The sequence below is a fragment of the Streptomyces sp. NPDC040405 genome (assembly GCF_055595765.1).
On record NZ_JBVIVI010000007.1, the window covers coordinates 121,828 to 144,893 of the forward strand.

Genomic DNA, 23,066 nt, shown 5'->3' on the forward strand with positions numbered 1-23,066 from the left:
ACGACCCTGTCCTGTGCGGGCCCGCGCTACACGGCCCGTGCTACACGGCCCGTGCTACACGGCCAGCGCTACACGGCCAGCGCCTCCGCGACGGCCGCGCCGGTTTCGCGGGCCGTGAGGTAAGGGCGGACGTCGTGGGCCCGGGGGCCGTTGTGGACGAGGAGGTCGGTGACGCGGGGGCCGAAGGCGGGGGCGAGGGTCTTGGTGAGGGCCACGGCGTCGGCGCGGTCGGCGATGTTGGTCCAGCGGGCGACGGGTGCAGGCCAGCGGGGGCGCGGGCGGGGGCAGGAGGCGGTCGAGGACCAGGCCGTGCCCGGCGAAGTACACGACCACCACGTCGTCCGGGGTGAGCCGGGTGTCGGCCGACCAGTGGCGCAGCTTCTGCCGGATCTGCTCGGCGCCGTCGTAGTCGCCGAGCCCGGGCAGGACGGCCTGGTAGCCGAACTCCTCGAAGAGGCCGGTCATCGCGGCGACGTCCGCGGGCACTTGGGGCAGCTGTTCGTCCTCGGGCAGATGGCAGTACCGCCCGCTGCCGAGCGCTATGAAGTATCGCCGCCCCACCTGCAGCCCCACCGCCGCTTCCCCCACTGCCGTGCGTCCCGCCGTGCTTCCCGCCCTGCGTCGCGAGAACCGTAACCGGATGATCGCAACCCGTGTCCGGAAGCGCAACGGGTGGTGAGGTGGGCCCGCCGCGCCGCGGCTAGTCGATGACCAGCCCCTTGGCCTTCAGGACCGGTTCGAGGCCGCAGACCTCCATGACGCTCTTGCCGGAGCGGTAGGCGGCGATGAAGGCGTCCTCGGCCTCCACCCGCTCCTGGCACTTGGCGATGACGTCCTCCAAGTCCTCGTGGCGGACCACCACGACGCCGTCGGCGTCGGCGCGGACCACGTCGCCGGGGCGGATGATCTCGCCGGCGATGAGGACGGGTTCGGCCATCGGGCCGACGGTCTCCTTGACCGTGCCCTTCATGCAGACGCTGAACGAGAAGACGGGGAAGCCGAGTTCGCGCAGCTCGCGGGTGTCGCGGACGCCGGTGTCGGTGACCAGGCCGCCCAGGCCCTTGGCCACGCAGGCGTTGGCCAGAACGTCGCCGAAGGAGCCCGCCTCGGCGTACTCCCCGGCGGAGACCACGATGACGTCGCCGGGGCTGGCGTGGGCGATGGCGACCTGGAGCATGATGTTGTCGCGGGGCGCGCAGCGCACGGTGAAGGCGGGGCCGCACAGGGACATCGCGGGGTCGACCGGCTTGATGGTCGAGTCGAGGGCACCGAGGCGGCCCTGGGCCTCGTGGATGGTGGCGGCGGAGTAGCCGCTCAGGCGCTTCACCAGGTCCGGATCGGGCCGGTCGAAAGCGGTGTTGACGCGGATCATCGTGCTCCTTCGGAAAAGGTCAGGAGAGGACGGCGCGGGCGCGGGCGATGGCCTCGCAGGCCGCGGTGAGGACGTCGTTCGAGGTGGCGAAGGAGATACGGAAGTAGCCCGGCGAGCCGTACGCGGCGCCGTGGATCACCGCGACCGACTGCGCCTCCAGCAGATGGGCCGCGACGTCCTCGTCGGTGCGGATCTCCTGGCCGGACGGGGTGCGGGTGCCCAGGACGCCGGTGCAGTTGACGAAGGCGTAGAAGCCGCCGTCCGGCGGGGTGCAGGACAGCCCGGGGATGTCGTTGATCAGCTTCACGACGGTGTCGCGGCGGCCGCGGTAGACGGCGACGCTGTCGCGGACGAACCCCTGGTCGCCGTCGAGCGCGGCGGTGGCGGCGGCCTGGCTGACGGAGGAGGGGCAGGAGGAGATCTGGGACTGGAGGGTGTTGATGGCCCGGATCAGCTCGGCGTTGCCCGCGCCGTAGCCGATGCGCCAGCCGGTCATCGCGTACGTCTTGGAGACGCCGTTGGTGTAGAACACCCGGTCGGCCAGGCGGGGTTCGACCGCGGCGAGGCTGTGGACCTGGCCCGTCCCGTAGAAGATCTCGTCGTAGATCTCGTCGGTGAGCACGTGGACGTGCGGGTGGTCGAGCAGCACCTCGGCGAGGGCGCGCAGCTCGTCCGCCGTGTAGACGGCGCCGGTCGGGTTGGACGGGGAGTTGAGGACGACCCAGCGGGTGCGGTCGGTGAGGGCGGCGGCCAGCCGGTCGGGGGTCAGCTTGAAGCCGTCCGCCTCCGGGCAGGGGACGATCACCGGGGTGCCGTCGTTGGCCAGCACCATGTCCGGGTACGACACCCAGTACGGGGCCGGGATGACGACCTCGTCGCCCGCGTCCAGCGTGGCCATCAGGGCGAGGAAGATGATCTGCTTCCCGCCGCCGCCCACCGCGATCCGGCCGTCGGGGTACTCCAGCCCGTGGCGCCGCCGGAGCCGGTCGGCGATGGCGGCCCGCAGCTGCGGGGTGCCGTTGACCGGGGTGTATTTGGTGGCGCCCTGCCGGATCGCCTCGATGGCGGCGTCCTTCACATGGTCGGGGGTGTCGAAGTCGGGTTCTCCGACGGTGAGATCGAGGATCTCCCGGCCCTGTGCCTTCAGTTCGCGGACCCGCTGGGCGGCCGCGGTGCTGGGGGACGGCTTGATGCGGCCCACACGCTGTGCGGTGCTCATTCAGTCGGCCCTTCGCTCGAAGTTGAGCCCGCCCGGCACCTGGAAGGTGGGCAGGATCTCCACATGGCCGATGTTGACGTGGCGCGGCGAGGAGACGGCGAATTCGATGGCGTCGGCGATGTCCTCCGGCTTGAGCGATTCGTAGCCGTCGTAGAACTGGCGCTGCGCCTCTTCCATGTCGCCGAGCAGCCGTCCGAAGATTTCCGTCTCGACCCGCCCGGGGCAGATTTCGGTGACCCGGATCCGGCGCCCGTATCCATCCACCCGCAGCTGGCGGGAGAGGGTGTGCACGGCCGATTTGGTGGCGTGGTAGATGGTGTTTCCGCCGAAGTTGTAGACGCCGGCGATGGAGCTGACGTTGACGATGTGGCCGAGGTCGCGTTCCACCATTCCCGGCATGACCAGCCGCACCAGGTGCAGCACCGCCTGGATGTTGACGGCGACCTGCTCGTCCACCGCGAACTCGTCGGCGGTGAGGATGTTTCCGGTGCGCGAGACCCCGGCGTTGTTGACCAGGATGTCGACCTTCAGGTCGCGCAGTTCCGCGGTGAGCGCGGCGGTGTCGGTGATGTCGACGGCGTGCGGGACGCAGCCGGTGCGCCGGGCGAGGTCGTCGAGCCGGTCGGCGTTGCGGGCGACGGCGTGGACTTCCAGGCCCTGCTTGGCCAGCCGCTCGACGACCACGGCGCCGATTCCGGTGGAGGCACCGGTAACCAGTGCGGTCTTGTAGTCGGAAAAGGGCATCGGGAGTGCGCTCCTTCGTCAGAATCGGGTGGGGGTTACGGAGTTACGCGTCACGCAGCGGCAGATGCGCCTTGTCCGTCACCCGGGATACGGCGATGAGCGTGCCGAGGGCGGTGACGACCGCGTAGAAGGCGGGCATGTTGACGTTTCCGGTCTGGGCGATGAGATAGGTCATCAGCAGGGGCGCGGTACCGCCGAAGAGCGCTGAGGAGACGTTGTAGCCGAGGCCGTAGGCGGAATAGCGCACCCGGGTCGGGAAGAGTTCGACCAGCAGGATGTGGATGACGCCGGTGTGGCCCGCGAAGACGACGGCCATGACGCATGCGCCGAGAACGGCCAGCGCCACATTGCCGGTGCCGATGAGCAGGTAACAGGGAATGCCCAGGGCGGCCATGGCGATGGCGGCCCCCGACAGGACCTTCTTCCGCCCGATCCGGTCGGACAGCTTGCCCATGAACGGAATGGCGAGGGAGATGGCCACCAGGCTGGCCGAGGTGACGAGCAGCCCCTGCACCTTGCTGAAGTGCAGCTCGGTGCTCATGAACGTGGGCATGTAGCCGAACAGCACGTAGTAGCCGGAGCCGTTCATCAGCGGGATGAACAGGGCGAGCAGCATCGCGCGGCGGTGCTCGGAGGAGGTGAACGCCTCCTTGAGCGGGTTCTTCGACAGCCCGCCCGATTCCTTCAGCCGGTTGAAGTTCGGGGTGTCGCTGATGCGCTTGCGGATGTAGAGGCCCGCGACGCCCAGCGGGACGGCGAGCAGGAACGGAATGCGCCAGCCCCACGACTCCATGGCGTCCGACCCGAGGCCACTGGTCATGCCCGCGGCGACCAGCGTGCCGGTGAGCAGCGAGAGGAACGAGGCGATCTGGGCGTAGCTGGTGTACAGGCCGCGCTTGCCCTCGGGGGCGTGCTCGGCGAGGAAGCTCATCGCGCCCGACGCCTCACCGCCGACGGAGAAGCCCTGGAGCACCCGGAGCAGGATGAGGAGGACGGGGGCCGCTATGCCGATACTCGCGTACGTCGGCAGCATGCCGATCGCCGCGGTCGCCACGCTGATCAGCATGATCACGAAGACCAGCATCCGCTGGCGGCCGATCCGGTCGCCCAGGTGGCCGCAGATGATGCCGCCGAGCGGGCGGAAGAAGAACGAGACGGCGTAGCCGAGGAAGACGAGCTGCACCTGCACCGCGTTGGACGCGTCGGGGAAGAAGACGACACCGAGGGTGCCCGCCATGAAACCGAAGATGCCGTTGTCGTAGAGCTCGGCGAAGATCCCCACGCATCCGGCGAGGGTCACCTTTCGCGCGGTTCTCGGATCGACGACGTTGGGTGTTGGTTGTGCGGCGGCGACGGCGGTCATGATGTCTCTTTTCTGGAGCGGGGTCAGGCAGGCGGGGGCGGATCACTCACAGCGGGGGAGGGGACGGGAATTCGGCAGGGGACGGGAAGGAGAAGGGGCGGGGTTCGGAAGGGAATTCAGAAGAGGATTCGGATGGGGCCGGGAATTCAGACGGTGGACGGGACGGGCCCGGTGGCCGAGGGGTCGGGGATGCGCAGCTCGTCGAAGACGGTGCGGACGCGGGTGGCCAGGGCGCGGACGGTGTGGCGCTCGGCCCGGTACGCGGACACCGCCTCCTCCACCGTCCGGTGCCGGAACCGGACCGACTGGCCGGGCCGGGCCTGCCCGAGCGCGGACAGCCCGGTCGCGGTGACCACGGCGAGCACCGGATATCCGGCGGTGACGCCGCGGCCGCGGTGCAGGACGAGCAGTTCGTCGCCCGCGGGCACCTCCACCGCGCCGACCGGCACACCGCGCGAGAGCACCTCGCCGGTCGCCACCCGCCGCGGTACGTCACCGCTCATCCGCAGGCCGATGTGGTTGCTCCGCGGGGTCACGGTGAACGGCGACCGGAACAGCCGCTGGGCGGTGTCGCCGAACTCGGCGAGATCGGGCCCGTCGGTCACGTCGATCGTCCAGGACTCGGCGAAGTGCGCCACCGGGGCGTGCACCCGGAACAGCGGGATGCCGAAAACCGGGTGGTCGACCGGCGGGCAGGTGGCCCGCAAGCCCAGCTCGTCGCCGTCGCGCAGGGTGCGTCCGAAGCCGAGGATCGTGTCGGGGGCGCAGGAGCCGAGCAGGGACGGGGTGTCCACCGAGCCGAGGACGGCCACGTAGACGCGCAGCCCCAGCCGGATGCCGGTGACGGCGATGGTCTCGCCCGCCCGTACCGGCAGCGGTTCCCACTGCGGCCGCGGCACACCGTCCACGGTGACATCGGCGGGTGCGCCGGTGACCGCGATGAGGATGTCGGTGGACGGGACGCAGCCGAAGTCCAGGGCGGTGATCTCCAGCAGCGGAGCGCCCTCGTCGTTTCCGGCCAGCACGTTGGCGACGCGGGCGGAGTGCTGGTCGAGCGCGCCGTTGACCGGCAGGCCGTAGCGGGAGTGGCCGAACCGGCCGAGGTCCTGCACGGTCGCCAGCCCCGCCCGGTGGACGGTGAGGACATCAGCCATGACACGCCTCCAGCGGTGCGCCCGCGTGCTCGTCCCACTGCTCGGGGGCGATCGGTACGAACTGGAACGTGTCCCCGGGGCGGTACGGGGTCAGCGGCCGGGCGTCGAGGTCGAGCACCCGCAGCGGGGTGCGGCCCAGCAGCGGCCAGCCGCCGGGGGACGGCATCGGAGAGATCACGGCCTGCCGTCCGGCCACCGCGACCGACCCGGGTACGACGCTGGTCCGCGGCGAGGCGAGCCGCGGCACCGGCCGCGGGAACGCCGGGCCGTCCATCATCGGGGCCGCGGCCGGGGCGCCGAAGCAGCGGACGGTGAGCGGAGCGCGCGAGTGCAGCTCCACCACCTCGGCCTCGGTGAGCCCCAGTTGCTCGGCGACGACGGGCAGGTCGGGGCCGTACTCGCCGCCGTACACCACCGGTACGACGAAGCGCCGGGGCGCGGGACCGGGACGCGGGCCCTCGGCGAGGCGGCCGCTCTCGTACCGCAGCAGCCGCCGGAGCGTGGTGTGGTCGGTGGTGGCGCAGTCGAACTCGACGAGCAGCGTGTCGTACGTGGGCACGATGCCGTACACCCCGCCGGGCCGGACGGCCTCGACCGCGTCGGCCAGGGCGTGGACGGTCTGCCAGGCCCGGTCCGGCGGAAAACCCACGGCCCTGACCACGACGGCCGAGTCGCCGCAGTCCGCGATGGTGACCTCGCCCGCCATGTCAGGCGCTCCCGACGGCGGTGGCGTCGGCCTTGGCGTCGGCCTTGAGGTCCAGGACCTCGGTGAGCGGCGCGATCTTCACACCGGCGGTGAGCAGTTCCTCGCGGATGCGGCGGGCGAGGGCGATGGCGCCGGGGGTGTCGCCGTGCAGCAGGACGGTGTCGCATGCGACCGGGAGGTCGCGGCCGCCGACCGTGCGGATCACGCCCTCGGTGACCATCCGGACCGTCCGTTCGGCGATCTCCCCCGCGTCGTGGAGCACCGCCCCGGGCTCGCTTCGGGGCACCAGCGTGCCGTCGTCGCGGTACGCCCGGTCGGCGATGCCGACGATGCCGACCCGCAGGCCCAGGGCGCGGGCGGCGTCGGCGAGTTCGCCGTCCTGGGCCAGGACGATCAGCGACCGGTCGTAGGACGCCACGGCCCCGGCCACCGCCTCGGCGTAGTCGGGGCGGGTCGCGACCAGGTTGCCGAGGCGGCCGTGCGGCGCGATGTGCCGTACCCCGGTGCGGTGCGCGGTCGCGAAGGCGTGCAGCGCGCCCAGCTGGTACAGCGTGTCGGTGCGGACCTCGTCCGGGGTCAGATCCATCGCGCGGCGGCCGAATCCGACGAGATCGGGAAAGCTGTGATGCGCGCCCACGGCGACACCGATTTCGGCGCAGCGGCGGACCGTCGCGTCCATGATTCTCGGATCGCCCGCATGGAATCCGCACGCGATATTGGCCGATGTCAGCACGTCCAGCAGCGCCTCGTCGTCGCCCATGGTGTAGGCACCGAACCCCTCGCCGAGGTCGGCCACGAGATCGACGGCATGCTGCATGACGTGCCTCCGGAAATAGAAGAAAGCGGCGTGGTCGCCATTCGGCGAAAGGGAGCTGCGGGAGAGGGATCTTCGCGGGGGGAGAAATTCGCGTTCCGGTGAACGTAATCCGAACGAGAGAAGGCGGCAAATATGCGTTGCGTGTGACGTAATCGCCTCTGGTTATGACCTGGGCCACACCGGCCGCCGACCGGCGGTCGGCGCGGCGCCTACCATGAGGGCCCGCCCGAGGCTGGAGGAACGTGCAGTGGACACCAGGCGTCTGTACTCGTTCGTGAAGATCGTCGACGCCGGGAGCATCACGCGCGCGGCCGACATCCTGCACATCGCGCAGCCCGCCCTCAGTCAGCAGCTCTCGATGCTGGAGACCCAGTTCAAGCAGCAGCTGCTGATCCGCAGCAAGCGCGGGGTGGCGCCGACCGAGGCGGGCCGGGCGCTGTACCGGCATGCCCAGCTCATCCTGCGCCAGGTCGAGCTGGCACAGGCCGCGGTCGACGTGTCGGGGCGGGCGCCCGCGGGCAGCGTCTCGGTGGGCCTGGCCCCGTACAGCATGGGCGCGGCGCTCGCGCTGCCGCTGCTCACCAGCGTGCGCGAGCGCTACCCGGACATCCTGCTGCACATCAACGAGAACTTCGGCGGGGTGATCAGCGAGGCGATCATGACCGGCCGGATGGACATGGCGTTCATCTACGGGGCGGGGCCGCTGCGGGGCGTGCAGTTCGAGCCGCTGCGCACCGAGGACCTGTTCCTGATCGCGGCGCCGGGCAGGGCGACGGAGCCGGGCGGCGGCGCGGACGTCCCGCTGGAGGAGCTGGCGGACGTGGAGCTGCTGCTGCCCAGCCGGATCCACACCATCCGCCAGGTCGTGGACGCCGCGTTCCAGCACGCCTCACTGCAGCCGCGGGTGATCGGCGAGATCGAGTCCGTCCTGACGCTGGTCAGCGCGGTCGGCGCGGATCTGGGCGCGACGGTGCTGCCGTGGTCGGCGGCGCGCGCGATCCTCGACGTGCGGAACCTGGTGGTGCGCCGGATCGTGAACCCGACCATCCCGGTCAAGCTCTCCCTGTGTACGTCCGACCACCAGCCGCTGTCGGAACCCGCCCACGCCGTGCACGATCTGTTCCATGAACTGATCGCCGACTTCGGCTAGCCGTCCGCGCCGGTACGGGCGGGCTCGCCGACCGGCGCGACCCCCGCCCGGCCCGCGGCGGGCTTGCGCAGCAGCAGAAGCGCCGCGTCGTCGTGCAACCGCCCGCCCACGTGGGCCAGCAGTTCGTCGTGCAGCCCGGCGACGGTCCGGGACGGGTCGTCGCACACCTGCCCGGGCACCCGGTCGGCCAGCGGGAAGTACGCCCGGGCGTGGTCGCGCGCCTCGATGACCCCGTCGGTGTACAGCAGCATCTGGTCGCCGTCGGCGAACGGCACCACCTGGAGGCTCGGCGCCTCGCCGCCCAGCGAGGCCAGGCCCAGCGGCGGCGCCGGAAGCACCGGCTCGACGGGCACGACCGCACCGGCCGGGCCGATCAGCAGCGGCGGCGCGTGGCCGCAGTTGACGAGCTCCATGCGCCCGTCGGCGGGGTATCCGGCGACGACGGCGGTGACGAAGTCGTCCGGGGCGAGATTGCGCGCGAGGCTGCGCTCGATGCGGCCGACGACGTCCAGCAGGTCCGGTTCGTCGTACGCGGCCTCCCGGAACACGCCGAGCACCAGCGCGGCGGTGGACACGGCGGGCAGCCCCTTGCCGCGCACATCGCCGACGATCAGCCGGACCCCGTACGGGGTGGACACCAGCGCGTACAGGTCGCCGCCCACCCGGGCCTCCGCCGCGGCGGCGCTGTAGCGGACCGCCACCTGGAACTGGCCGACCCGGGCGGGCACCGGCCGCAGCAGCGCGTTCTGCGCGGCCTCGGCGACCGAGCGGACCGCGGCCAGCACCCGTTCCCGGCGCCTGCGCAACACGCTGGCCAGGCAGCTCGCCAGGGTCACTGCGACGAGCGTCGACAGCACGACCGCCTGCCCGTGGACCGGCGCGCCCAGCCACGCGCCGAGCACCGCGCCCAGCGCGACGGCGAGGAACCCGATCCGCAGCACCGCCCACGGGCGGCACGCGGCGGCAGCCAGCGCGGGGCCGACGGCGAGCAGCGGCAGCCAGCTCGTTCCGTCTCCGGTGACGAAGGCGATCACCGCGACCGCCCCCAGGATGAGTACGGGCACCCCGGCCGCGAACGGCGCGGGGGGATAGGGCTGGTCCAGATGGGTGCGGGCCTGGATCATGTCCGGGTCGACTGCTCTCTCTCGCTCGCTGGGCCCGTTCGCCGGGCGATTGCGACGTCTTGTCCGTTACGTCCAGAGAACCAGCGGTTCACGGCGGGCGACAAGGGCCGGAATTTCAGATAGTGAGCGAAAGGCTCCTGGTCACACGGTCGGCCGTCGGCAGCAGCCGCTCCCGTATCTCCTCCAGCCCCGCGACCCGGTCCGCCCGCCCGGCCTGGAGCGACACCCCGAGCGAGCCGAGCCGGTCCCCGCTGTACACGGGCACCGCGAGGCAGACCGTGCCGAGCGCGTACTCCTCCAGGTCGGCGACCGGCGCGTCGGCGGCCGTGGCGTCCAGCCGCCGCAGCAGCTCGGCGGAGCTGGTGACGGTGTGGGGCGTGAGGTCGGCGAGCGGATGCCGGGACAGATACTCGCTGCGGGCCTCGTCGTCCAGCTCGCGCAGGACGCACTTGCCGAGCGCGGTGGCGTGCCCGGCGTCCTCGAACCCCACCCACAGATCCACCCGGGGCGCCCGCGGGCTGTCGACGATCTCCGCGACCCGGATCTCGCCGTCCTCGTAGAAGGTCAGATACGCGGCCGTCGACAGCGCGTCCCGCAGCCCGGCCAGCGTCGGCCGCACCCGGTTGAGCAGCGCCTGCCCCCGGCTGCCGACCTGGAGCGTGTGCAGCTTGTCGCCGACGACGAAGCCGCCGTCGGGCAGCCGGTGCACATAGCCGTCGTGGACGAGGGTCCGCAGCAGGTGGTACGCGGTGGCAAGCGGCAGCCCCGCCTCCCGTGCCAGCCGTTTCGCCGGCGCACCGCCCTCATGTGCGCCCACGGCCTCCATCAGGCGGAAGGCTCGCTGCACGGAGGTGATGAGCGTAGGGCCTCCTGGAGTCCCCATAGGACCAGCTTGCGCCCGGTACGGCGGCCGGGCAAGGGCGTACGGGGCCGGGGCGCACGCGGGGCCGGGACGTACGCGAACGAGGGCGTCGGCCCGCTCAGATGATCGGGGCCGACGCCCTCGGGGACGGGGCGTACGCGGACGGGGTCAGCCGGGGCTGATACGGCCCCGCCAGCCGCCCTCTTCCTGACCCCGGTGCTCGATGAAGTCCTTGAACCGGTGCAGATCGCCCTTGATCCGGCGGTCGAGCGTGCCGGTCATGTCCGCGGCCTTCTCCGCCATGCCGGTCGGCTCGAACACCATGGCCAGATTGACCTCGGTGTGGCCGCCGTCCAGGGACCGGAAGGTCACCAGGCCCTGCTGCTGCACATCGCCCGAGGTCGTGCGCCAGGCGATGCGCTCGTCGGGCAGCTGATCGACGATCTCGGTGTCGAACTCCCGGTGCACACCGGCGATGGAAGTCGACCAGTGGTTGTGCCGGTCGTCCACCTGCGTCACCTGGTCCACGCCTTCCATGAACCGCGGGAACTCGGTGAACTGCGTCCACTGGTTGTAGGCCGTGTGCAGCGGAACCTCAACCTCGACGGTCTCCCGCACGGTGCTCATCGGTGACTCCTTTCGACGCTGTCACCGCACCGGGTAACCGACTCGGCGGCCGTAAAACGTCGGCGCGCGACGTCAGCGCAGCGGATGCAGCGCGGCCAGTTCGGCGGGGGCGGTGCCGGTCGTGATGGCGTCGGCCAGCAGCCGCCCGGTGAGGGGGCCGAGGGCCACGCCCCACATGCCGTGGCCGCCGTTCACGTACACCCGCGGCGAGGCGGTCGGGCCGACCAGCGGCAGCCCGTCGGCGGTGCACGGGCGCGAGCCGACCCACTCGTCCCGGCGGGCGTCCCAGTCGACGTCCCGCAGCAGCGGACGGGCCGCGGCGATGATCGCCTGGATGCGGCGCGGATCGACCGGCCGCTCCGGAGCCGCCAGTTCCATCATCCCGGCGACCCGCACCCGGCCGTCGCCCAGCGGGGTGCACACCACCTTCTGGGCGGCCAGATACGTCGGGCGCGCCGGTGCGCCCGCGGCGGGGACGCTGAAGCTGTAGCCGCGCCCGGACTGTACGGGCACCCGCACCCCGAACGGGCGGACCAGCCGGTTCAGCCAGGTCCCGGTGGAGACGACGGCGACGTCCGCGCGCAGATCGCCCTGGGACGTGCCGACCGCGACGCCCGTGCCCAGATCGCGGATCCCGGTCACCTCGGCCCGCTCCACGACCTTCCCGCCGCGCTCCCGCACCGCCTCCGCCAGCGCCCGCACGAAGTTGCCGGGGTTCAGCCGCCGCTGCCCGTGCAGCGCGATGCCCGCGCCCACCGCGTCGCTGAGCACCGGCTCCAGGGAACGGGCCCGGTCGCCGTCGACGGTCTCGTACGGAATCTCGTAGCCCGCCGCCCGGGCATGCTCCAGCTCCTCGACCATCCCCGCGCGCTCGGCCGCCGTGCCGAAGGCGAGCAGCATCGGGTCGACGGGGACCGTCGGCTCCGCGACGCCCCCGGCCGCGAGGTCGTCGTACGCCGCGAGCGCGTGCCGGTTCAGCGCGGCGAGGGTGGTGGCCAGCACCCGCCAGCGGCGCGGGGTGCAGTGCCGGGTGAACGACAGCAGAAAGCGGGCCAGCCGCGGATCGGCCCGGGGCGGGATGTAGACGGGCGAGGTCGGCGTGACCAGACTGCGCACCCCGTACCGCAGCGCGGCGGGCTCGGGCAGCGGCAGGGCGAGCGCCGGGGTCAGCCACCCCGCGTTCCCCCACGAGGCCCCGGCCGCGGGCTGCCGCCGCTCGGCGACGGTGACCTCGACGCCACGCTCCTGAAGGGCCCAAGCGGTGGCGAGCCCGACCATCCCGGCACCGACGACGACGGCACTGCGTGGTGTGGACACGGTGGCGTTCCCCTTCCCCTGGCTTTCCACGGCTTCCCCCGGTTTCGCGCACTGCGTACGCATCATGGGCGGGCAGGGGTGTGCGCCGCACTGTCCGCGGGACCGATTGCGCGGGGGCGGGTGTTGTCGCACGGGACAAGGCGGCACGGACCACGCGCCCGCGGAGCCCGCGGCGGGGGGGGAACCGCCGTGGGGCCTCCGCCGCAAGGACGCTCGGCGAGGGGACGCCCGGCCTCAGCGGCGTCCGCCGTGTGGGGTGCTCGGCCGTCAACGGGTCGTGCTCGGGGCGGGGCAGCCGGAAGACGGGCGTCACCACGCCGGGCGCGCCGTCAGGGCGCGGCGTCACCCACGCCGGGCGGGGCGTCACCCGCGGCGAGGGCGGCGTACCGGTACGGCGGGGGCTACCGGATGCGCAGGGCGCGCAGGCGCAGGCGGAGCTGGATCTCGAACTTGGCGGCCGGGTCGGCGAGATCGAGCCCGGCGATCTCATGCGCCCGCCGCAGCCGGTAGCGCAGCGTGTTGGGGTGGATGTGCAACTCCCGGGCGGCCAGCCGGGCGTCCTCACCGGCGGCCAGGTAGCGGGCCAGGCTGTCGAGCAGGTCCGTGCCGCGCTCGCGGTCGTACCGCTCCAGGTCGGCGATCGCGCCCAGCGGGTCCTGTCCGGCCTCGTCGGCCAGGTCGACCGTCTGCATGAGCAGCGCGTCCAGATGGACATCGCGGATGTGGGCGGCGGCGCCGCCCGTGCCGCCCCGCCGGGTGAGCAGCCGGACGACCAGGTCGGCGTCGGCCCGTGAGCGGTCCAGTCCGTCGGGGCCGGGGACGGTACGGCCCACCCCGGCCACCAGCCCGGCCCGGCCCCGGAGTTCCCCGACCACGCGCGCCAGCCGCTGTTCGTCGCGCACCGGCAGCACGGCGTAGCCCGCGCCGTCGGCCTCCGCGTGGACACCGTCGTACGCCGCCCCGGCCGGTCCGGCCACCGCGTCGAGCCCGGCGAACGCGCGCCGCAGCGGCTCGCCGCCGGACGGGGCCGCGGCCACCGGCCGCAGCGCGACGACGGCCAGCGGCCCGGGCGCCAGCGGCAGTTCGGCGGCGGCCTCCACCGCCGCGGGCCCGCCGCCCAGCAGGGCGTGTACGGCCGCGGCCCGCCGCGCCTCCTCCCCGCGCCGACGCGCGATCCGCCGGGCCAGCACCGGGGCGGCCAGCGCGGCCGCCTCCTCCAGCGCCGCCCGCTGCCCCGCGGAGGGCTCGTTCGGCACGATCCCCCAGATGGACCCCACGGACAGGTCGTCCACCCGGATCGGCATGATCGCCCGTGGCAGCACCCCGGACGCGCGGAAGTCCGCGTACAGCGGGGCGGACGAGCCCGCCAGCCGCACGTCCAGCCGCTGGCTGCGCAGCAGCGGCCGGTACCGGTCGGGCACCCGGCGGCTGAGGATCATCGCGACGCGGGCGTCGTCCGAATTCTCCTGGCCGGGCGAGTAGGTGATCAGCTCGGACGCGTCGTCCTCGATGGTGACCGGTGCGCCGACCAGCCCGGCGATGCTGTTGGCCAAGGCGAGGAGGCCGTCCGGGGAGTCGTCGTACATGGCTCCTCCGCTCATGAGCGCGCCGCCGGATCCGGGGGCGCCTCCCCGGGCCGGACGGTATCGATGCTCTGAGGCGGAGATTATCCACGGCCGAACGGCCGGTGACCATCCCCTCCCGCGGCTACCCGATCGCCTGCGGGCGCCGCTGCCCGTGCCTGGTGGCCTGTTCGAAGGCGTGGCCGATCTGCAGAACGGCGAAGTCCGCCCGGTGCGGTCCCACGATCTGGACGCCCACCGGCAGCCCGGCCGGGGTGAACCCGCCCGGGACGGACAGGGCGGGGCTGCCCGTCGCCGTGACCAGGTACGCCGAACGCATCCACTCCAGGTAGTCCCCCATCGCCGCCCCCGCCACCTCGGTCGGGTACTCGATGCCGATGTCGAACGGCGGCACCTGGCTGACCGGGAGCAGCAGCACGTCGTAAGCCTCGAAGAAGACCCGGACCCGGTGGAAGAGCGCGGTGTGCAGCACCTCGGCCCGGGCCACCTCGGGCCCGGTGAGGCGGCGCCCCACCTCCGCGTTCTCCCGGATCGTCCGCTTCAGCTCCGCCGGGTGACGGTCCATGAGCGGGCCGAACGCGACCTCGAACAGCGCGGCCCGCTGCGTACGGAAGATCTCCTCGCCCTCCGACAGGTCCGGGCACGCCCGCTCCACGACGCACCCGAGGTCCTCGAAGACCCCCGCCGCCGCCTCCACGACCGCCGCCACCTCCGGCTCCACCGGCACCAGCCCGCCCAGGTCCGGCGACCACGCCACCCGCAGCCCGGCCGGATCCCGGTCCAGCGGCCGGGCGAACCGGGCCCCCGGCTCCTCCAGCGCGATCGGCGACCGGGGGTCGGGGCCCGCCATCGCGGACAGCAGCAGCGCGGTGTCCGCGACCGTACGGGCCATCGGGCCCTTGACCGAGAGCGTGGTCCACGCGTTCGCCGCGGGCCAGGTCGGAACGCGCCCGGGCGACGGGCGCAGCCCCACCACGTTGTTGAACGAGGCCGGATTGCGCAGCGACCCGCCCGTGTCGCTGCCGTCCGCGATCGGAATCATCCCGCTGGCGAGCGCGGCGGCCGCGCCCCCGCTGCTGCCGCCCGCGCTGCGGTCGGGTGCGTACGGGTTGTGGGTGGCGCCGAAGATCGGGTTGAACGTGTGCGAACCGGCGGCGAACTCGGGCACGTTGGTCTTGCCCAGGGTGATCGCCCCGGCATCCCGGATCCGCTCGATGATCAGGTCGTCCTGGTCCGGTATGCCGTCGGCCAGCGGCGAACCGTGGCTGGTGCGGATGCCCGCGGTGTTGTGGGTGTCCTTGTGCGCGATGGGCAGCCCGTGCAGCACCCCCACCCCGTCCGCCCCCGCCGCCACGATCCGCTCGTCGGCCGCGGCCGCGGCCTCCAGCGCGCGGTCCGCGACGAGGGTGACGATCGCGTTGACGTCGGGGTTGACCTTCTCGATCCGGTCCAGATGCGCCCGCACCAGCTCCCGCGCGGACACCTCACGCCTCCGCAGCAGGGCGCTCAGCTCGTGCGCGGTCTTGTAGTACAGCTCGTCGTCGTGGTCCGTCACGGTAGCTCGCTCTCGTATCTGACCGATGTTGTCCCCACCCCGCCCCTTCCCGAATCAGGGCCCCCTGGCACCCCACGGGACTCCGGTCGGGGAGGGGCGGGGTGGGGGAAGAGCAACTGCACCAGCGCCGCCACCACCAGGTTCACCCCCACCCCCACCAGCCCGGCATTCAGATGCGCCACATCCACCTCGGCCAGCGTCAGCCACGTCACCACGGCCTCCCCCGCCGCCAGCCCCGCCAACGCGGCCCGCGCCGTCAGCAGACGACGCCCGCCGAGGACGGCGAGCAGCCCGGGCACGAGCTGGATGAAGCCGCTCACCGTGAGCAGCTGCAGATCGGCCAGCAGCCCGGGCCGCAGGATGCCGAGGGTGAGGGCGAGCCCGATGGCCAGCACGACGACGCTGTGGTTGACCCGCATCCGGGCCGACTCCCGCCCCAGGGGCAGCAGGTTCTGGGCGACCAGGGTGGAGATGCCGATGCACATCGCCCCGGCCGGAACCATCGCCGAGGCCGCGGCGGCCACCACGACGAGCCCGGTGGCCCAGTCCGGCAGGGCGCCCTGGGCCAGGGTGAGCAGCACCCCGTCGCCGTCCCCGTCGACCCGCGCCACCACCCCCGTGAGCCCGACCATGATCGGAATCATCAGCGCGACCTGGTACAGCGGCATGAAGACGTTGTTCGTACGGATCGCCCGCGGCCCGCCCGCGGCCATCAGCGGCGGCCAGTGGTGCGGCGTCGCCATCAGCCCGCCCGCGATGGCCGAGACCAGCACGCTCGTCGTCCACCACACCTGGTCCTGCGCCCCGCCGTGCACGGTCAGCAGCTGCGGCTGCACCTCATGAACCCGCCGGAACACCTCGCCCACCCCGCCGCCGGCGTAGTGCAGCGGGATGACGACGGCGAGCACGGCCATGACGCCGACCGTCAGCACGTCCTTGAAGTAGGCGCTGTTCTTCAGCCCGCGGATCCCGGACCACAGCACGAAGGCCGCCGTCAGCACCGAGGCCAGCACCATGCTCAGCCGCCCCGACGCCGTGCTGCCCGTGACCAGGCCGACGACCATGCCGAGCCCGGTGAGCTGGAGCTGGATGTAGGGGAGCAGGAAGACCAGCCCGATGACGGCGACGACCTTGCCGAACAGCGGGCTGCGGTAGCGGTCGGCGAAGTAGTCGGCCTGGGTGAGGTAGCCGTTGTCCTTGCCGAGCCGCCACAGCCGCGGCTGGACGAAGTAGAGCAGCAGGAAGGCGAGCGCCAGATAGACGACGGCGTACGTGGCGGCGTTGCCGCCGGTGTACGCGACCCCCGCGACCCCGAGGAAGCTGAAGGTGGTGAACACCTCCCCGGCCTGGAGGAACCACATGGCGGCGGTGCCGAAGTTGCGCCGCCCGACGGCCCACTCGGCGAGGTCGGCCGAGCGCCGGGTCCGGCCGAGGAAGCCGCAGAGGGCGAGGGCGCACATGCCCAGCAGCGATACGGCGAGGACGACGCTCACTGGCCCTCACCCGCCGCCACGCGCTCGCGGTGCCGGAACAGCCCCCACTCGACGGCGGCCAGCGCCGGGGTGAGCGCGAGCACCCAGCCGCCGACCCAGACGTACAGCGAGGGCATGCCGAACCACAGCCGCTCGGCGTTGACGAACGGCAGCCACACCGACGCGAGCAGGGCCAGCGCCGGGACCACGGGCAGGAGTACGAGCAGATTGCGCCGCGACACGGTACCTCCAGGGCGCGAGGGGACTGCGCGGCATTCAACAGACCCGGCCCCGGGTCCGGCATCGTCACGGGCGGCCAACATGCGGCGGCCCCGCCTTGTCCGCGGGGACAAGACGGGGCCCTGACCTCAGAGGCGACTACCGGCCCGCGCCCATCGGAAGCCGGGCGGCCGACGTCCCCAGCCCCGTCGGGCCGAACAGCTGCCGCGGCAGCCGCGGCGCCCCGGCCTCGTGCAGCAGCTCCTCCTCCCGGTACCTGGCGACCTCCCGGTGCCAGGTCAGGATCCCGGTCAGCCAGTCCTGGAGGTCGCGTACGTACCCCTCCAGGCCCGCCCGGCCCTCCGCCGTCAGCCCGAAGTCCTCGTACAGGACCGGGAACTCATGGACCGCGACATGCTGGAACTGCCGCATCCGCGACGCCATCAGGTCATGGACGATGGCCACCCCGGTCGGGTAGTCGCAGTCGAAGAAGTTCTGCACGACCAGGACGCCGTTGTGGACCTCGCCCTCGAACTCGATCTCCTTCTGGTACGAGAAGACGTCGTTGAGCAGCGTGGCGTAGTCCATCGCGGCGTTCTCCAGCGAACGGACCGGCCCGCTGCGGTAGATCTCGGGCGGGACGCGCTTGCCCTGGGCCAGTCGGCACAGGCTCATGGTGAGGTGGGAGCCGAAGGTGTGGCGGCGCATCTCGATGTAGTCGACCGGGTCGGGGATCCGGTTCTGCGCCTGGTTCGCCAGTTCCCACAGCCAGCTGTCCAGCATGTCGTCGACGGTCGTGCGGAACTCGCGGCGCGCGCCCTCCTCCATCGGCCCCGCGGTACGCGACCACAGGTCGGCGAGGGAGCGCTCCAGCCCAGTGGCCGGGGCGGGGGTGGGGCCCGCGTCGAGGGGCATGAAGGTCTTGAGCCGGTCGTTGCACGCCTTGGCGCCGGTGAGGTCCCGCCTCCGGCCGAAGACCTGCGGATAGTAGTCGTCCGCGTACGTCCCCCAGGCGAGCCAGCCCGACGTCAGATCCAGTTCCTCGGGGGACGCGTCCGGGTGGATCCCCGCCGCGCACAGCGGCAGGTCGGCGGCGAGCAGCCGGCGCTCGTCCCAGACGTCCGAGCCGGGGACGCCGGGCTGGGGCCCGAGAATGCCCATCCGGTGCGACCACTCGACCAGATTGCGGCGCGCCCGGTCCAGATGCGGGCTGAGCCGGGCGGTGAACGGCATGAAGAAGTCCGGCAGCCGGGACGGCCCGATCCGCTGATGCGGCACATGGCTGAAAGTGCGCGCCCTGGCGCGCTCCGCCCGGCCGGTGGTGAGCCGTATGTCGGCGGCCGATACGCCAAGGCCGCTGCCGCCGAGACCGCTCAAGGCGAACGGCGACCAGGCGGGCTCGCTCCCGGCCCCGCCGCCGTTCATGTAGCGGCTGGAACGCATGTGCCACTCATGGCCGCCGGACTGCCAGTCCTGGAGCCCCTTGACGTACGCCATGACGGCCGCGCAGGCCGCCGCGTCCAGGCCGTGTTCGGCGAAGAGCGGGGCCAGCTCGGTGAACGTGGTGTTCTCGAACTGCTGGAGCCGCGAGGTGAGCAGGTCGTTCACGGCGTCCGCCGCCTGCTGGGTGGTGCAGTCCAGGAACGTCTCCAGGACCAGCACCCCGTTGCTCAGCTCGCCCTCCTCCTCGATCTCCCGCTGGTACGAGAACAGGTCGTTGCGCAGATGCACCGCGTCCGAGAACGCGTCCCGCAGCACGCGCAGCGGCCGCGACTCCGCGATCACCGCAGGCACCTCGGCCCCCACCGCGTGCTCCACGAGCCCGGCCGACCACGGGGCGCCGCCGACCTTGCGGCGCATCTCGATGTACTCCACCGGATTGGGCGTCCGCCCCGCGTTGATGTTGGACAGCTCCCACAGCGACTCGTTGAGCAGGTTCTCCGTGGACTCCCGGAACCGGGCCCGCCAGTCCGGCGACATCGCGGGCACCGTCCGCGTCCACAGGTCCTTCAGGCCCGCCTCGACGGGGTTGACCGGCTCCGGCATCCCGGCCGCCGGGTCCATCGGCTCCATCGGCATGAACAGCGGCAGCCGGTCCAGATACGCCTTGGCGCCCTCCCGGTCGTTCGTGTACTTGAATTCCTCGAGGAAGTGGTCGTCGAAGAAGAACACCCACACGTACCAGTCCGTGATCAGCGCCAGCTCCGCGCCGGAGCATTCGGGGTGGGTGTAGGCGCACAGCAGGGCGTAGTCGTGGGCGTCGAGATCCTCCTGCTCCCAGATCCCGGAGCCTTCGAGCATGCCCATCTCGCGGGCCCACCGGGTGGAGTGCTCCCGTGCCTCCTGGACCCGGGGGTTCAGCCGGGCCGGGTACGGCATGTAGAAGTCGGGGAGTTGAAAGGGCTGTGTCACTGGTGCGCCGGGACCTCTCCGTGCGACGGATGCCCGCGGCCGTTCAACGGGCCCCGCGGGCTGATCGGCTCGGCCCTACCCAGCGTCCAGACGGCCTATCCGACAGCCCGACGAGTCACATAAGCGTGCGAGCGTTTCCGGCCCCGCCGCGGCGGTACGGCCGCGGCGGGGCCGGGAACGGGCAGCTGACGCGCTAGCGCGACGGTCTCGTGGCCTGCGGCGGGACGACGGCCGTCTGCGGCGTCGAGGCGGACCGGGCCACGACGGCCCCGGGCCCGGATCCGGCCACGGCGGGCCCCGCCGCGGCCGTCACGGCATCCGTGGACCGGAAGGCCCACTCCATCCGCGGCTCCATCGCGAAGCGGAAGATCCGCTGCACGAGCGGGGAGCACAGCGCCGTCACCACCACCGCGGCGATGACCGTGACCACGATCGCGCCCGCCGGGGTGTGCAGCCAGGACGGTTCGTACCAGCCCGCGAAGTGGGAGCCCTTTATGAGGAGGCCGTGCAGCAGATACCCGTACAGCGTTCCGGCGCCGAGCGCGGTGAACCACATCGTCCGCCCGGGCACCCAGGCGAAGAAGCACGCGGTGAGCACCATGGAGCAGCCGAAGAGGGCGAACGTCATCACGATGCCGCTCCACCACGGCGCCCCCAGCTCCTGGGCGCTGTCCCGGTGGTAGAACCACCCGGCGTTCATGCGCGGCACCGCCCAGTACGCGAAGACCAGCGCGACGGCCGCCACGGGCACGGCCGCCAGCCGCACCTCCCGCCGCCGCACCATCCGGAAGTGCTCCGGCCGCATGTGCAGGCCCGCCACGAAGAAGGGCAGGAACTGCAGCACCCGCTGGAGGTCGAGATCGTCGCCAATGTCGGGCGAGCACGCGGCGAGCGCGGCGATCGCGAGCGCGACCGGCACGGGATGGCGCACGATCCGCCACACCGGGGTGGTCACCCGCCACACGAAGAGCGCGATCAGGAACCAGGTCAGATACCAGGGGTCGAGCAGGCTGACCGGGTACGAGGCGTCGCCGCCCGCCCAGCCCTTGAGCAGGCTGTACGCGGTCTCGAAGAGCACGTACGGGACGACGACGCCGGTGAGCAGGCGCTTCAGCCGGTCCGGCCGGAGGTCGAAGTTCCGCGAGAAGTAGCCGGAGATGAGGATGAACGCGGGCATGTGGAACGCGTACACGAACATGTAGAGGGCGGATGCCGCTCTGCTGCCGTTCCGCAGCGGTTCCCAGGAATGCCCCATCGCGACCAGCACGATGGCCAGGTACTTGGCGTTGTCGAAGAACGCGTCACGCTGCTTGGGAGCGGCGGCGGGAGGAGTGGGGACGGGGGTCGGAGAGGCGGGGACGGGGGAGGCGGGCGCGGGGGCCGGGGAGGCGGGCGCGGGGGCGCGCTGCGCGCGACGTAAGGACGAGATGTTCATCACATACGCCACCCCGTGGAACCGACAGCGGCGATCCCGCCTCTTTGTGGGGCTGAGGAGAGGGCTGCGGAGTGGAACATTCCACGCACAGTAGTGGCGGGCACACGGCCACGGGCGGAATGGCTCAGCTCTTGCGCACGACGGGTCACGCCCCCGCCCCCACTGGCACACTGCGCCCCCGCACTCGCCCCCGCGCCCGTCGCCCGTCGCCCCTTTGGCCCGGCTGTGCGCGCGGGCCCCGGTCGCCTCGCCCATGCTGGGGGCCAGTGGGGGGTGACCCGGCGACCCGAGCGTGGCGAAGGGCAGGGCCCCGATGAGGCTTGTCGTCGATCTCAACCGCTGCCAGGGATACGCGCAGTGCGCGTTCCTCGCCCCCGACGTCTTCACCCTGCACGGCGAGGAGGCGCTGCTCTACGCCCCGCACGCGGACGAGTCCCAGCGGGAGAACGTGGCGCGCGCGGCGGCGGCCTGCCCGGTCCAGGCCATCCTGGTCGACGACGAGGACCTGTCCGGTGTCCGCTGACGGCGCGCCGCACACGCTGCGGCGCGAGGGGCGCATCGTGATCGTGGGCGCCTCGCTCGCCGGGCTGCGGGCCGCCGAGACGCTGCGCGAGGAGGGGTTCGCGGGCTCGCTCACGATGATCGGCGACGAGCCCCATGAGCCGTACGACCGGCCGCCGCTGTCCAAGCAGGTGCTGCTGGGCAGGTCCCCCGCCGACCAGACGGCGCTGCCCCGGCGCCGCGCGGTGGACGCGACATGGCGGCTCGGCGTCGCCGCCACCGGGCTGGACATGACGGCCCAGCGGGTGCGGCTGGCCGACGGCGACGAGGTCGGCTACGACCGGCTCATGATCACCACCGGGGTGCGCGCCCGGCCCTGGCCGCATCCCCTGGAAGCCGAGCTGGACGGCGTCTTCGTGCTCCGTACCCGCGAGGACGCGGCCGCGCTGCACCGCCGGCTGTCGGCCGGGCCGCGCCGGGTGCTGGTCATCGGCGCGGGCTTCACCGGCTCGGAGATCGCCTCCGCCTGCCGGGAGCGGGGGCTGCCGGTCACCGTCGCCGAACGCGGCCCGACCCCGCTGGTCGGCGCCCTCGGCGGAGTGCTCGGCGAGGTCGCCGCCGACCTCCAGCGCGCCCACGGCGTGGACCTGCGCTGCGGCGTCATGGTCACCGCGCTGGAGGGCGACGCCGCCGGGCGGCTGCGGCGGGCCCATCTGTCCGACGGCACCGCCCTCGACGCCGATGTCGCGGTCGTCTCCCTCGGCATCACCCGCAACACCGAATGGCTGGCCGGTTCCGGGCTCGGCGCCGGGCCGCGCGGCATCGCCTGCGACGCGGGCTGCCGCGCCTTCGACGTGCGCGGCATCGTCACCGACGACGTCTTCACGGCCGGGGACGTGGCCCGCTCCCCGCATCCGCTCTTCGGCTACCAGTTCCTGTCCCTGGAGCACTGGGGCAACGCGGTCGCCCAGGCCGAGACCGCCGCCCACAACATGATCAGCGCGAGCGCCGACCGACGGCCGCATCTGTGGGTCCCGGCCTTCTGGTCCTCCCAGTTCGGGGTGAACATCAAGTCGGTCGGGGTGCCGTCGCTGGGCGAGGAGATCCTGATCGCGCAGGGGTCGCTCGCCGAGCACCGCTTCACGGCGGTCTACGGATACCAGGGGCGCGTCATCGCCGCCGTCACCTTCGACCAGAGCAAGTGGCTGGCGTTCTACCAGCGGCTGATCGAGACAGCCGCCCCCTTCCCGCCGCCGTTCACCACCGTCGACCGCCGCGCCGAAGGGCTGCGGCCGGTCCCGGCCGACTTCCCGGACCCCACGCTGCCCACCCACGGCCCGACCGTCACGCTCAGCGGCTACTCGCCCGCCGACCGGCGGATCGCCTTCACCCCCGCGCGCGTGTGACCGCCCCGCTCCCCGGCCCGATCCCCGG

Annotated in this window: 21 protein-coding genes and 1 pseudogene; 3 read left to right on the forward strand and 19 right to left on the reverse strand. The window is 72.7% G+C overall.

Annotated features, from left to right (window positions below; translation table 11 throughout):
- Nucleotides 1–68: 68 nt before the first annotated feature.
- From ACZ59A_RS27270 to ACZ59A_RS27310, 9 genes and pseudogenes are all read right to left on the reverse strand, one after another.
- Nucleotides 69–215 (reverse strand): hypothetical protein, encoded by a 147-nt coding sequence (locus tag ACZ59A_RS27270; RefSeq protein WP_470964476.1) that lies wholly within the window; start codon nt 213–215, stop codon nt 69–71.
- Nucleotides 216–360: 145 nt separating this feature from the next.
- Nucleotides 361–465: pseudogene (locus ACZ59A_RS27275) on the reverse strand (hypothetical protein); the annotation flags it as partial.
- A 235-nt stretch (nt 466–700) separates the two neighbouring features.
- Entirely contained in the window at nt 701–1,372 is a 672-nt protein-coding gene (locus ACZ59A_RS27280) for a 4-carboxy-4-hydroxy-2-oxoadipate aldolase/oxaloacetate decarboxylase (protein WP_470963448.1), read from the reverse strand.
- A 19-nt stretch (nt 1,373–1,391) separates the two neighbouring features.
- Nucleotides 1,392–2,591: an aspartate transaminase gene (locus ACZ59A_RS27285; protein ID WP_470963451.1), complete on the reverse strand. Its 1,200-nt coding sequence runs from the start codon at nt 2,589–2,591 to the stop codon at nt 1,392–1,394.
- Entirely contained in the window at nt 2,592–3,335 is a 744-nt protein-coding gene (locus ACZ59A_RS27290) for an SDR family oxidoreductase (protein ID WP_468043449.1), read from the reverse strand.
- Between the two features lie 43 nt (nt 3,336–3,378).
- Nucleotides 3,379–4,698 carry an MFS transporter gene (locus tag ACZ59A_RS27295; RefSeq protein WP_470963455.1) on the reverse strand — a complete coding sequence of 440 codons (1,320 nt, stop codon included), beginning with the start codon at nt 4,696–4,698 and terminating at the stop codon, nt 3,379–3,381.
- Nucleotides 4,699–4,844: 146 nt separating this feature from the next.
- On the reverse strand, nt 4,845–5,852 hold the full coding sequence (locus ACZ59A_RS27300) for a 5-oxoprolinase subunit C family protein (protein ID WP_470963458.1): 1,008 nt from the start codon (nt 5,850–5,852) through the stop codon (nt 4,845–4,847).
- Nucleotides 5,845–6,558 carry a 5-oxoprolinase subunit B family protein gene (locus ACZ59A_RS27305; protein WP_470963461.1) on the reverse strand — a complete coding sequence of 238 codons (714 nt, stop codon included), beginning with the start codon at nt 6,556–6,558 and terminating at the stop codon, nt 5,845–5,847. The genes ACZ59A_RS27300 and ACZ59A_RS27305 overlap by 8 nt, the downstream gene beginning before the upstream one ends.
- Before the next feature lies 1 nt (nt 6,559).
- Nucleotides 6,560–7,375 (reverse strand): LamB/YcsF family protein, encoded by an 816-nt coding sequence (locus tag ACZ59A_RS27310; RefSeq protein ID WP_470963464.1) that lies wholly within the window; start codon nt 7,373–7,375, stop codon nt 6,560–6,562.
- Nucleotides 7,376–7,622: 247 nt separating this feature from the next.
- Between ACZ59A_RS27310 and nac the strand changes: the two genes are divergently transcribed.
- On the forward strand, nt 7,623–8,525 hold the full coding sequence (gene nac / locus ACZ59A_RS27315) for a nitrogen assimilation transcriptional regulator NAC (RefSeq protein WP_468043439.1): 903 nt from the start codon (nt 7,623–7,625) through the stop codon (nt 8,523–8,525).
- On the opposite strand, the gene ACZ59A_RS27320 is transcribed toward nac, so the two are convergent.
- The 10 genes from ACZ59A_RS27320 to ACZ59A_RS27365 all read right to left on the reverse strand — a co-directional run bounded on the left by ACZ59A_RS27320 (nt 8,522) and on the right by ACZ59A_RS27365 (nt 21,131).
- Entirely contained in the window at nt 8,522–9,649 is a 1,128-nt protein-coding gene (locus tag ACZ59A_RS27320) for a PP2C family protein-serine/threonine phosphatase (protein WP_470963467.1), read from the reverse strand. The genes nac and ACZ59A_RS27320 overlap by 4 nt on opposite strands.
- Before the next feature lie 115 nt (nt 9,650–9,764).
- Nucleotides 9,765–10,532, reverse strand: coding sequence for an IclR family transcriptional regulator (locus tag ACZ59A_RS27325; RefSeq protein WP_470963470.1), 768 nt, complete (start codon nt 10,530–10,532; stop codon nt 9,765–9,767).
- A 147-nt stretch (nt 10,533–10,679) separates the two neighbouring features.
- Nucleotides 10,680–11,138 (reverse strand): SRPBCC family protein, encoded by a 459-nt coding sequence (locus ACZ59A_RS27330; RefSeq protein ID WP_468043433.1) that lies wholly within the window; start codon nt 11,136–11,138, stop codon nt 10,680–10,682.
- Nucleotides 11,139–11,210: 72 nt separating this feature from the next.
- Nucleotides 11,211–12,455, reverse strand: a complete 1,245-nt coding sequence (locus ACZ59A_RS27335) for an NAD(P)/FAD-dependent oxidoreductase (RefSeq protein ID WP_470963473.1) — start codon at nt 12,453–12,455, stop codon at nt 11,211–11,213.
- A 401-nt stretch (nt 12,456–12,856) separates the two neighbouring features.
- On the reverse strand, nt 12,857–14,041 hold the full coding sequence (locus ACZ59A_RS27340; RefSeq protein ID WP_470963476.1) for a PucR family transcriptional regulator: 1,185 nt from the start codon (nt 14,039–14,041) through the stop codon (nt 12,857–12,859).
- Between the two features lie 121 nt (nt 14,042–14,162).
- The gene (locus tag ACZ59A_RS27345) at nt 14,163–15,593 is read right to left on the reverse strand and encodes an amidase (protein WP_470963479.1); all 1,431 of its coding nucleotides are present in this window, start codon (nt 15,591–15,593) and stop codon (nt 14,163–14,165) included.
- Complete coding sequence (locus tag ACZ59A_RS27350) at nt 15,590–17,086, reverse strand: sodium:solute symporter family protein (protein ID WP_470963482.1); 1,497 nt, start codon at nt 17,084–17,086, stop codon at nt 15,590–15,592. Before ACZ59A_RS27350 ends, ACZ59A_RS27345 begins: the two co-directional genes overlap by 4 nt.
- Complete coding sequence (locus ACZ59A_RS27355; protein ID WP_468043423.1) at nt 17,083–17,307, reverse strand: hypothetical protein; 225 nt, start codon at nt 17,305–17,307, stop codon at nt 17,083–17,085. Before ACZ59A_RS27355 ends, ACZ59A_RS27350 begins: the two co-directional genes overlap by 4 nt.
- A gap of 136 nt (nt 17,308–17,443) precedes the next feature.
- Nucleotides 17,444–19,696: a family 2 encapsulin nanocompartment cargo protein terpene cyclase gene (locus ACZ59A_RS27360; protein ID WP_470963486.1), complete on the reverse strand. Its 2,253-nt coding sequence runs from the start codon at nt 19,694–19,696 to the stop codon at nt 17,444–17,446.
- A gap of 193 nt (nt 19,697–19,889) precedes the next feature.
- On the reverse strand, nt 19,890–21,131 hold the full coding sequence (locus ACZ59A_RS27365; protein WP_470963489.1) for an acyltransferase family protein: 1,242 nt from the start codon (nt 21,129–21,131) through the stop codon (nt 19,890–19,892).
- Nucleotides 21,132–21,444: 313 nt separating this feature from the next.
- Between ACZ59A_RS27365 and ACZ59A_RS27370 the strand changes: the two genes are divergently transcribed.
- On the forward strand, nt 21,445–21,654 hold the full coding sequence (locus tag ACZ59A_RS27370) for a ferredoxin (protein WP_470963492.1): 210 nt from the start codon (nt 21,445–21,447) through the stop codon (nt 21,652–21,654).
- Nucleotides 21,644–23,038, forward strand: coding sequence for an NAD(P)/FAD-dependent oxidoreductase (locus ACZ59A_RS27375; protein ID WP_470963495.1), 1,395 nt, complete (start codon nt 21,644–21,646; stop codon nt 23,036–23,038). The genes ACZ59A_RS27370 and ACZ59A_RS27375 overlap by 11 nt, the downstream gene beginning before the upstream one ends.
- Nucleotides 23,039–23,066: the final 28 nt, after the last annotated feature.